At 67.6% G+C, this 11,260-nt stretch carries 5 protein-coding genes; all 5 read right to left on the reverse strand.

Features of this window, described 5'->3' with window-relative positions:
* Positions 1 to 4: 4 nt before the first annotated feature.
* On the reverse strand, positions 5 to 5,365 hold the full coding sequence (gene pks13 / locus AC5Y4F_RS18515; RefSeq protein WP_499997810.1) for a polyketide synthase Pks13: 5,361 nt from the start codon (positions 5,363 to 5,365) through the stop codon (positions 5 to 7).
* A 13-nt stretch (positions 5,366 to 5,378) separates the two neighbouring features.
* The gene (gene fadD32 / locus AC5Y4F_RS18520; protein ID WP_499997811.1) at positions 5,379 to 7,277 is read right to left on the reverse strand and encodes a long-chain-fatty-acid--AMP ligase FadD32; all 1,899 of its coding nucleotides are present in this window, start codon (positions 7,275 to 7,277) and stop codon (positions 5,379 to 5,381) included.
* A 324-nt stretch (positions 7,278 to 7,601) separates the two neighbouring features.
* The gene (gene culp6, locus AC5Y4F_RS18525) at positions 7,602 to 8,612 is read right to left on the reverse strand and encodes a carboxylesterase Culp6 (RefSeq protein WP_499997812.1); all 1,011 of its coding nucleotides are present in this window, start codon (positions 8,610 to 8,612) and stop codon (positions 7,602 to 7,604) included.
* A 221-nt stretch (positions 8,613 to 8,833) separates the two neighbouring features.
* The gene (locus AC5Y4F_RS18530) at positions 8,834 to 9,736 is read right to left on the reverse strand and encodes an esterase family protein (RefSeq protein ID WP_067940505.1); all 903 of its coding nucleotides are present in this window, start codon (positions 9,734 to 9,736) and stop codon (positions 8,834 to 8,836) included.
* Positions 9,737 to 9,897: 161 nt separating this feature from the next.
* Positions 9,898 to 10,935 carry a diacylglycerol acyltransferase/mycolyltransferase Ag85A gene (gene ag85A, locus AC5Y4F_RS18535; RefSeq protein ID WP_067940350.1) on the reverse strand — a complete coding sequence of 346 codons (1,038 nt, stop codon included), beginning with the start codon at positions 10,933 to 10,935 and terminating at the stop codon, positions 9,898 to 9,900.
* Positions 10,936 to 11,260: the final 325 nt, after the last annotated feature.

Consider the following 11,260-nt stretch of genomic DNA (forward strand, 5'->3'; position numbering starts at 1 on the left):
GTCACTACTTGCCCACCTCACTCGTCTGACTGGTTTCGGCCTCCACCTTATTCAGCACGTCAGTGAGGTGAGCACCGACCTTGCCGATGATCGGTTCGTCGATGGCCTGGATGTGTTCGCCGCCGATCGGCACCACCTCGAGGTCGGCCACGTACTCCCCCCAGCCGCCGTCGGGCTTGCGGATCGCGTATCGCGGCTCGAACTGGATGACGTCATCGTGGTAGCGATCGGCCATGTACAGGGTCACGTGGCCGTCGTACGGCTCGATCTGAACGGTCTCGAGCGCGCGGTTGTCCAGGTAGGACGTCCGCTGATGCTCGACGATGCCGCCCGGGATCTGCACGCCGCTCTGCTGGACGATGTCCAGCACGAACTTGACCTGCCCCTCGTCGTCGAGCTCTTCGAGCTGCTCGTAGGGGATCGCGGGAATCTCGACGTTGAAGGTGCGCTCGGCGAACTTCGCGTACCGGTCCCAGCGCTTGCGGGTCTCCTCCTGCGTCTGCGGGATCTCCTCGCCGGCGCGCACGGTGTCGATCATCCCGACGAAGCGCACGTCGGCCCCGGCCCGCTTCAGACCGATCGCGCACGCATATGCCAGCGCGCCGCCGAGCGACCACCCGGCCAGGATGAACGGCTTGCCCTCGTTCATCTCCAGCAGCTTCGGCACGTACTGGGCGGCCCGTTCCTGGACGGTGCCCTCCACGCGCTCGAACCCATACACCGGCGTGTTCGCGGGCAAGCGCTTGAGCAGCGGCTCGTAGACCACGGTCGAGCCACCGGCCGGGTGGAACACGAACACGGGTACCTGCGACTCGTCCTGCGGAGCCCGCAGGGTTCGGACGAAGCCGTCGATCTGACCGGCCTCCAGGTATTGACGCACCTTTTCGGCCAGCGCCTCGATGGTCTCCGACGTCTGGACGTCCTCGGCGGTGATGGGGCCATCGGCGCGCTCCGAGAGCCGCTGCGCCATCTTGGCCGCGCTGTCCCCGTCGAGCTTGGGCAGCGGGTTGAAGATGCCGCCCGGCGACTTGCCCGTGACGATCGCCCAGGTGGCGAAGGTAACCCGCTCGGCGGCATCGCGTGGCGGCACATCGGAATTCAACGCTTTGGCCACCGCCTCCTGGCTGAGCGCTCCCGCCAGGTCCGGCTTTGCGCCGTTGGTCGCGGCGCCCTTCGGGCCGGACGGATCCGTCGGCGGCGGCGGGATCGTCGCGTCGTCCGCCGGTGGCGGTGCCGGCTGAGTCTCGGGCTCCGCCTGCGGGTCCGGTGCGCGCGCGGCGGCCGTGGTCGGCGTTGCGCCGCTGAGCAGCTGGGCCTGCTCCTTGGCGATCTCCTCGGGCGTAAGCGTCTTCTGGTGCTCGTGCAACTGCTCGACCTCGTCGCGGTGCTCGATCGCGTACTCGATCAGCTTCTCGACGGCGTAGAGATTGGCGTCGCGCACGGCCGTCAATTGGATTGGCGGCAAGTCGAAGTCGTATTCGACACGGTTCTTGATCCGCACCGCCATCAGTGAGTCCAGGCCGAGCTCGATCAGCGGCACCTCCCACGGCAGGTCCTCGGGCTCGTAACCCATGGCCGCCGAGACGATCATGCCCAGGCGCTCACCGATGGTCTCGCCGGAATCCGGCGTCCACCTGCCCACGTTGGACGGCAGGTAGCGGTTGGTCAGGCTGTCCGACAGCGTCTCGGCGTCGTCCTCCTGTTCGGCCGGCGGCTCGGATGCAGCACCTGCCGCGTCGACCGCGCCGCTCGAGGCCGGGGCGGCGATGGTCGCACCGGCGCCTACAGCGGTCGGCAACGCGGCCACGCTCTGACCGGCCCGCGACACCAGCGCGTCGTAGACCAGGGTGAAGGACTCGTCGATGCGGGCGTGCACCTGCACCGAGGCGCCACCGGGGTGCCGGGTCATCGTCGTCACCAGCCGGGCGCCCGCACCGGGCACCGCGCGCTGCTCGGACGCCACCAGCTGGGCTTCCGAAAGAACCTGTGTGGCAGCGGATTTCACCAACGCGGCCAGATCCGTCTCGCCGTTACGCGGTGCGTACTCCCAGACGTGGCGACCGTCTGGCAACGCCACGTGGGTGCCCGGCATGATCACCGAGCCGTCGCCGGAGAAGTGCACGTCCAGCCAGTGCTCTTTGCGCTTGAACCGGGTCGGCGGGATGTTCGCGTAGTCCTCCGGACCTTGCGCACGGGTGAACAAGGTGCGGATGTCGAGGTCGTGGCCGTGGACGTAGAGCTGGGCCATCGCCGAGATCATCGACTCGACGTCGTCCTGCTTGCGGGCCAGCGTCGGAATCAGTTGGGCGTCATGCAGACCCGCTGCGGCGGTGGTCAGGCCGATCTGCATCAGCGCCACCGGGTTGGGCGCGAGCTCAAGGAACGTGGTGTGGCCGCTGTCGACGGCGTTGCGCACGCCGTGGGTGAAGTAGACCGAATGCCGCATTCCCTTGACCCAGTACGCGACATCGTGGATCGGCTCGCCGCCGGGCTTGATGTAGGTGCCCTCGTGCACCGTCGAGAAGATCCCGACCGTCGGGCTCAGCGGATGAATTCCCTGCAGCTCGGCGGAGAACTCGCCGAGCAGCGGATCCATCTGCGACGTGTGGCCGGCACCCTTGGTCTGCAGCTTGCGGGCGAAGCGGCCCTCCGCCTCACAGCGGGCGACGATCGCGTCGATCTGCTCGGGCGGACCGCCGATCACGGTCTGACTGGGTGCGGCGTAGACGCACACCTCGAGGCCGGGGAAGTCGCCGAACACGGTCTTCAACTCGTCGGCGGAGTACTCGACGAGCGCCATCAACCGGATGTATTCGCCGAACAGCATCGCCTCGCCTTCGCCCATCAGGTGCGAGCGCGACGCGATCACGCGGGCCGCGTCCGCCAGCGACAGGCCGCCGGCGAAGTAAGCCGCCGCGGGCTCACCGAGCGACTGGCCGATCACCGCAGCGGGTTTGGCGCCGTGGTGCTTGAGCAACTCGCCCAGGGCGATCTGGATCGCGAAGATGACGACGTTGCTGGTTTCGATGCCGTAGTCGACCGAGTCGTCGAGGATCAACTCGAGCACCGAGTAGCCACGCTCGTCCTGGATCAGCGCGTCGACCTTCTCGATCCACTCGGCGAAGACCTCGTTGCGCAGGTACAGGTTCTTGCCCATCTTGCGGTGCTGCGCACCGAAACCGGCCATCGCCCATACCGGACCGCTGGTGACCGGCCCGTCGACGCTGAACACGTTGGGCCGCTGCTTGCCCTCGGCGATCGCGCGCAGGCCTTTGATGGCCTCTTCATGGTCGTGGGCCAGCACCACCGCGCGCGAACGGCCGTGGTTGCGCCGCGAGAGTGCCCGGCCAATGGATTCCAGCGACGACGCCTGCCCCTCCGGGCTTTCCATCCAGTCCGCGAGCTCGGCGGCCGCAACCTTCTTGCGCGAGGTCAAAAACGCCGACACCGCAAGCGGGATCAGTGGCTTGGTGGGCTCCGACTCCTCCTGTGCCGCAAGCTCTTCCAACGCGATCGCTTTGAGGCGCAGCGCCTCGTCGGTGACGCCGGGAAGCTCGTAGGCTTCCTCCTCCACCTCGGAGGGGTCAGGAATAATGTTGCCGAAGTCGTCGAACCGCAGCGAGTGGCTTTCCAGCGCGGGCACCTCGGCCGCGTCGGCGGTCGGGGCCGCCGCGACGGGCTGCGGCTCGGCTTCGCGCTCGACGACGTCGCGGGGCAGCACTTCGCGCACCACCAGGTGGGCGTTGGCCCCGCCGAAGCCGAAGCTGGACACCCCGGCCAGCGCGTAGCCACCGTAACGCGGCCAATCGCTAGCGCTGTCAACGACTTTCAGGCGCATGCCGTCGAAGTCGATGTAGGGGCTCGGGCCGGCGAAGTTGATGGACGGCGGCAGCTTGTCGTGCTGCAACGCCAGCACCACCTTGGCCAGGCTCGCCGCGCCGGCCGCCGACTCCAGGTGTCCCACATTGGTTTTCACCGCACCCAGCAACGCTGGACGGTCAGCCGGGCGGCCCCGCCCGACAATGCGACCCAGCGCCTCCGCCTCGATCGGGTCACCCAGGACGGTGCCGGTGCCATGCGCCTCGATGTAGTCGACAGTGCGCGGATCGATCCCCGCGTCCTTGTAGGCCCGGCGCAACACCTCGGCCTGGGCATCCTGATTGGGGGCGATCAGCCCGTTGGACCGGCCGTCGTGGTTGACCGCGCTGCCGGCGATGACGGCCAGGATCTGATCGCCGTCGCGGCGGGCATCGTCGACCCGCTTGAGCACGAACATGCCGCCACCCTCGGAACGGGTGTAGCCATCGGCGTCAGAGGAGAAGGACTTGATCCGGCCGTCGGGGGCCAGCACCGCGCCGATCTCGTCGAAGCCGAGCGTCACCAACGGCGTGAGCAGCGCGTTGACGCCACCTGCGATCGCCACGTCGCACTCGCCGTTGCGCAGCGCCTGCACCGCCTGATGCGTCGCCACCAGCGAACTCGAGCAGGCGGTGTCCAGCGCCACCGACGGCCCGCGGAAGTCGTAGAAGTAGGACACCCGGTTGGCGATGATCGAGCTGGCCGTACCGGTGATCGCGTAGGGGTGCGCAACCGTCGGGTCGGACACGGCCAGGAATTGGTAGTCGTTGTTGGAGAAGCCGACGTACACGCCGACGGCCTCGCCGCGCAGGCTCGACGCCGGGATCCGGGCGTGCTCGAGCGCCTCCCAGGTGAGCTCCAGCGCCATCCGCTGCTGCGGGTCGATGTTGTCGGCCTCGGTCTTGGCGACCGCGAAGAACTCGGAGTCGAAGCCCTTGATGTCCTTCAGGTAGCCGCCCCGGGTGCGGGCGGTGCCGACGCGCTGGGCGATGCGCGGCTCCTCGAGGAATTCCGACCACCGGCCCTCGGGCAGATCGGTGATGGCGTCGCGGCCCTCCATCAGTGCCGCCCAGGTCTCGTCCGGCGAGTTCATGTCGCCGGGCAGCCGGGTCGACAGGCCCACGATGGCGATGTCGACCCGCTCGGCCGGGCCGGTGCGCGTCCAGTCGGCGCCGTCGAGTTCGTCGTCGGCGACCTCGGGTTCGCCTTCGATGATGCGGGTGGCCAGCGATTCGATCGTGGGGTGCTGGAACGCAACCGCGACAGACAGGGTCACGCCGGTCAGGTCCTCGATGTCGGCGGCCATCGCCACGGCGTCGCGCGACGCCAAGCCCAACTCGACCATCGGCACCGACTCATCGATGTCGTCGGGTGATTTCCCGACGGCCCGGCCCACCCAGTTGCGCAGCCATTCGCGCATCTCGGGGACGGTCATATCGACTTTTTTGGCGGGCACCTCCCCGCCTGGGGTCGGGGTTTCGTTTTCGGGATGCTCAGTGTCAGCCATGGTCCTAAGGGATTCAGTCAGTGGAGCTGGCGAATGCCGTCGGGGAACCGACGCCGCTTCGCAGACTGCCGTCGAGGTAGGCCGCGCGGCAGGCGCGGTGCCCGATCTTGCCGCTGGAGGTGCGCGGGATCGTTCCCGACTGCACCAGCAGCAGGTCACGGACGGTGACGCCGTGACGCACGGCGATCGCGGCCCGGATGTCGTCGGCGATGGGCTGGTAATCCAGCTTGTGCGAGCCCGCGGCGCGCTCGGCGACGATCACCAGCTGCTCGGAGCTGTCGTCGGGGTCGTACTTGATGCCGGTGTGCGGGTTGTCGAACACTTCCTTCGGCAGCTGGTTGGCCGGCACGGAGAAGGCGGCCACGTAGCCGGTACGCAGCGCCTTGCTGGCTTCCTGCGCCGAGTACTCGAGGTCCTGCGGGTAGTGGTTGCGGCCGTCGATGATGACCAGGTCCTTGATGCGTCCCGCGATGTAGAGGTGACCCTTGTGGTACGTGCCGTAGTCACCGGTCCTGACCCAGGTGCCGTCGTCGGGGGCGCCCTCGGCGTGCGACTGGCTGATCCGCGACTTGAGGATGTTGCGGAAGATGTCGTTGGTCTCTTCTTCCCTGCCCCAGTAGCCGGTGCCCAGGTTGTTCCCGTGCAGCCAGATCTCGCCGATCTGACCGTCCGGCAGCTCGCTCGCGGTCTCCGGGTCGACGATCACGGCCCACTCGTCGACGCCGATGATGCCGGCGGAAACCTGGGGAACGGCCTTCGGCGAATCGGCCGCCACCTCGACGAAGCGCTGCTTGTTCAGCTCGTCGCGATCGACGTGGATGACCGTGGGCGCCTCGTCCATCGGCGTGGTGGAGACGAACAGCGTCGCCTCGGCCAGGCCGTAGGACGGCTTGATCGCAGTCTCCCGCAGACCGTAGGGCGCAAACGCCTCGTAGAACTTGCGCATGGACGCCGGGGACACCGGCTCGCTGCCGTTGAGGATCGCCTTGACGTTGCTCAGGTCCAGCGGCGGCTCGCCCTCCTTGGGAACCCCGCGGACCGCCGCATGCTCGAACGCGAAGTTCGGCGCAACGGTGAAGACCTCGCTGTCGGGATCGTCCTCGGGCTTGCGCGCCATTTCCCGAATCCACCGGCCCGGCCTACGCACGAAGGCGGCCGGCGTCATGAACGTGAAGTTGTGACCCAGCACCGGCGAGAGCAGCGCCGTGATCAGACCCATGTCGTGGAAGAACGGCAGCCAGCTCAGCCCGCGGTCGCCCTCCTTGCCTTCCAGGCCATTGAGCACCTGCAGCACGTTGGTGGGCAGGTTGAGGTGGGTGATCTGCACGCCGGTCGGGGTCCGGGTGGAGCCCGACGTGTACTGCAGGTAGGCGATGGTGTTCTCATCGGCCTCCGGCGGCTCCCAGGTCGATGCGACCTCGTTGGGGACCGCGTCGACGGCGATGACGCGGGGCCGCTCCTTGGCCGAACGGGCGCGGATGAACTTGCGGACGCCCTCGGCGGCATCGGTGGTGGTCAGGATCGTCGAGGGGGAGCAGTCGTCGAGGACCGCGTGCAGGCGGCCCACGTGACCGGGCTCGGCGGGGTCGAACAACGGCACCGCGATCCGGCCGGCGTACAACGCACCGAAGAATGCGATCAGGTAGTCGAGGTTCTGCGGGCACAGCACGGCGATACGGTCACCCGGCTGGGTGACCTGCTGCAGGCGGGCACCCACGGCCCGGTTGCGGGCGCTGAAGTCGCGCCACACGATGTCGCGGTACTCGCCGTCACGTTCGGTGGAGAAGTCGACGAACCGGTAAGCGAGCTTGTCGCCGCGAACCCTCGCCCACTTTTCAACGTGCTTGACCAGGTTCGTGTTGTCCGGGAACTTGATCTTTCCATTCACGATGAACGGGTTGTGGTACGCCATGCCGCTCTCCTGTCACACCTGTTTCGGTCGGCCCGGCCGACACTTTGTTCCTAGGTCGGCTCCGCCGACGGCTTCGTTCTGCGGTCGGCCATGCCGACGGTTTCATGTCTCAACGCACCCGCCAGACCTCGCACGGCACCCCTCGGGGAACGCCGGTGATGTGCCAGCCCAAGCCAGCATCCACCCGATCGGGTGCGCGACAAAGGTCCGATAGCTCTTAAATTCCTCTTAATGTTACGGGGCCGCCTACAGCAGACCAAATCACAAGGTACCGCTGATCGCCATCGGCAACCGCTACGTGACGCTTGTGTCCCGCCGCCCCGATCATCCGTGTTTTGGTTGTGGCGCATTTGCAATCAGACCGTGAGCCCAGTTGAGCGTCCAGTCGGTCGCCGGTGCCCCGTCGATGCTCCAGCACTGCGTCGTCGCGTACAGCGCGTGGACCGGCTGACCGGCCCCGCCGGCCAAGGTGTTCAGCGTGGTCGGCAGGTTCGCGATGCTGAAGGCCTCCTCCGGAGCGGCGCAGATCAGGTCGCCCGGTGCGCAGATCTCGTTGGTCTTGCCGTTGAGGTCGCCGAAACCGCCCGGCCGCTCACCGGTCATGGTCAGTCCCATTCCGGACAGGATGGGCACCTCGTGCAACGTGATCTCGGCGCCTTGCCCCGGCGGGTTGGGCCCGATGTCGTTGCCGACCCCGATCTGGCGACGACCATCAGCGATCAACGTCACACCCAACACCAGGTCGTCGTCCACGGGTCCGCGCCCGTTGCCGATGTCGCTGGCGATGTCGCCGGCGATCACCGCGCCCTGCGAAAAACCCACCAACACGTAACTGGTCAGCGGGCACTTGGCGTTCATGTCCGTCATCGCCTGCACCGTCGCGCGGGTGCCTTCGGCCCGGCTGGCGTTGTAGGACATCTGCGTGTCGCCACTCAGCGGGTTGTGGAACTGCGCGGTGTACGGAGTGGTGTACGCCTGCATCCGAGACGACGGGAACTGCTGGGTGAGGCTCGCGATCGCCTTGTGCAGCAGCGCATTGGGAAATTGCACGGGGTTGGCGGGATCGTCCTGTACGGCGGACTCCCACGTGCCGGGGACGTTGACCAGCAGCACGTCGGGGCAGGAAGCGTCCTGAGACGCGGGTCGCGGCTTGTGCGGGTGCGTGCTTGTCGACGGCGGGGGCAGCACCCCGGGCGGGACCGCGCTGGGCTCCGATCCGTGCCCGCGCAGCAAGGTCACCGCGGCCAAGATGCCTAACAGGACGACGGCGGCGACCGACAGTGCGGCGATCCAGGCGAGGGTGCGTTGCCGCTTACGCCGCGCGTTTGTAGCCATGTTCTCCTGCCAGCAGAGTCAGTGGATCGCAGCTACGCGGCCCTCCCGACCCCTGCTGCACCCTTTACACGGTACCGGCTCGGCTGCGTGATCCGGCCGGGCAGCGATGGCTGGATCAGTCGCGCAGCGACCCGCAGCGCCCGGCTTCGCCGCGCTTGCGATCGCCTTAACCCAACGGCGCCGACCCGCAGCGCCCGGCTTCGCCGCGCTTGCGATCGCCGCTAGCGAATTGCGCCGACGATTTCACCCGACATCGCCCCGAGCTGCCCCGACCATGAACCCCAGCCGTTGTCGCCGCCCGCGGGAAAGTCGAAGTGGCCGTTGTGACCGCCGTTGCTGCGGTACTGCTGGTAAAACTCGCGCGAACTGCCCATCGCCGCGCCGGCCTGGCCGATCATCGCGGCATCGTCGCCGCCCATGTTCGTCGGGCTGTAGACCCAGACGCGGGTGTTGTTCTGCGCCAGCAGCGAGGCGTGCACGTAGGGGTCGTGCCACTTCCACCGGCCCAGCTGCGGGGCTCCCCACATGCCGTTGCCGTCGACGCCGCCGAACTGCTGCAGGCCGGCCAGGATCGCGCCGTTGTAGTTTGTGCTCGACGGGTAGAGGAATCCGGACAGCGACCCGGCGAAGCCGAAGCGATCGGGGTGGAAGGTGGCAAGAGCCATCGCACCATAGCCACCCTGCGAGGCACCGACGGCGGCGTGGCCGCCGGGCGCCAGGCCCTTGTTGGCCGCCAGCCAATCGGGCAGCTCGCTGGACAGGAACGTGTCCCACTGCTTGCTGCCGTCCTGCTCCCAGTTGGTGTACATGCTCCACGCGCCGCCGGCCGGGGCCACCACCGAGATGCCCTTGCCGCCGAGGGTGTTCATCGCGTTGCCGGCGGTGACCCAGTTGCTCACGTCCGGGGCCGCGTTGAAGGCGTCCAGCAGGTAGACCGCGTGCGGGCCACCGGCCATGAAGGCCACCGGGATGTCGCGGCCCATCGCCGCCGACGGAACCATCAGGCTTTCGTAGCCTGCCGCTCTGGCCTTGCCGGCCGTCGCGGCGGTCTGCAGCGCGAAGGCCAACCCGACCGCCAGCACGGCTACGCAGAACACCCGCAAAAGCGCCGACATACCCCGCACGACCGTCATGTCCACCCTCCATCGTGTAGTCGCTGAAAGCACATTAGCCAGCGCCGTAGTTCCCCCGCGCGCCGGGTAGTGAAACAAGTCACACGCCCACACACAACAAGCGGCGGAAACCCCTGAGGGTTCCCGCCGCTCGTCGTTACTGCTCTGCGTGTTTAGGTGCCCTGGCCATTACCGGCGTTGGCGGCCGTGGCCGGACCCGCACCCGGGGTGGCGCCCAGAGTCGACTGCAGGTCGGGCAGCATGGCGTGCACCTGCGCGCCCCAGTAGGGCCAGTCGTGGGTGCCGTTGGCGTCGAAGTTCCACACCGCGTTGTGGCCACCGGCGGCGTTGTAGGCGTCCTGGAACTTCAGGTTGCTGGTCCGCACGAAGCCCTCGAGGAACTTCGCCGGCAGGTTGTCGCCGCCCAGGTCCGACGGCTTGCCGTTACCGCAGTACACCCAGATGCGGGTGTTGTTGGCGACCAGCTTGCCGACCTGAAGCGATGGGTCGTTGCGGGCCCACGCCGGGTCCTCCTTCGGACCCCACATGTCGGCGGTCTTGTAGCCACCGGCGTCACCCATGGCCAGGCCGATCAGCGACGGGCCCATCCCCTGCGACGGGTCCAGCAGCGCCGACAGCGAGCCGGCGTAAATGAACTGCTGCGGGTGGTAGGCGGCCAGGATCAGCGCCGACGAGCCAGCCATCGACAGACCGACCACAGCGCTGCCGGTCGGCTTCACCTGCTTCTGCGACGACAGGTACTGCGGCAGCTCGCTGGTTAGGAAGGTCTCCCACTTGTAGGTGGTGCAGCCGGCCTTGCCACAGGCGGGCTTGTACCAGTCGGAGTAGAAGCTGGACTGGCCACCGACCGGCAGGGCAACCGAAATGCCGGACTGGAGGTACCACTCGAACACCGGGGTGTTGATGTCCCAACCGTTGAAGTCGTCCTGCGCGCGCATACCGTCGAGCAGGTACAGCGCGGGTGAGTTGGCGCCACCGCTTTGGAACTGAACCTTGATGTCGCGGCCCATTGCGGCGGACGGAACCTGCAGGTACTCCACCGGCAGACCCGGGCGAGAGAAGGCCCCGGCGGTCGCCGAGCCTCCGACGGCGCCAATCAGGCCCGAGAGCAGCGCCGCACCCGCGGCCGCCACGACGAGCCGGCGCGGCATACCCGCCACGGCGCCGCGCAATCTGTCGACAAGCGTCATCCTTGCTTCCTCATCCTTCTTGCGGCCTTTCGGCGCATTTCACCGATCGGTCACTGTCTTGATTGGTCGAACTGCCTGCACAAACCCGAATGCACGGCTTCTTATCAGACCGTCGCGGTCCGCATCGTCGCCGCGCCAAGCGCAGGAGTGCTCGTGTAGTCAACCACACGTTGCGCCGTTCGGTCGCATCGAGGCACGGGGACGGGCCGTCGAGCGGCCCTCGTACCCAGCGGTTTTCAACCGCAACATGTGTCTAAAAAGCAATGATTCACATGTGCTTGACGGCCGTCGCCAGCTGGTGAGAGGCCAAATGTGATGTTGCTAC

This window comes from Mycobacterium sp. NGS56, from assembly GCF_059812425.1.

Bases quoted from the DNA above. Each gene is read 5' to 3' on its own strand.
- pks13 (WP_499997810.1), bottom strand. From the start codon at position 5,365: ATGGCTGACACTGAGCATCCCGAAAACGAAACCCCGACCCCAGGCGGG.
- fadD32 (WP_499997811.1), bottom strand. From the start codon at position 7,277: ATGGCGTACCACAACCCGTTCATCGTGAATGGAAAGATCAAGTTCCCG.
- culp6 (WP_499997812.1), bottom strand. From the start codon at position 8,612: ATGGCTACAAACGCGCGGCGTAAGCGGCAACGCACCCTCGCCTGGATC.
- ag85A (WP_067940350.1), bottom strand. From the start codon at position 10,935: ATGACGCTTGTCGACAGATTGCGCGGCGCCGTGGCGGGTATGCCGCGC.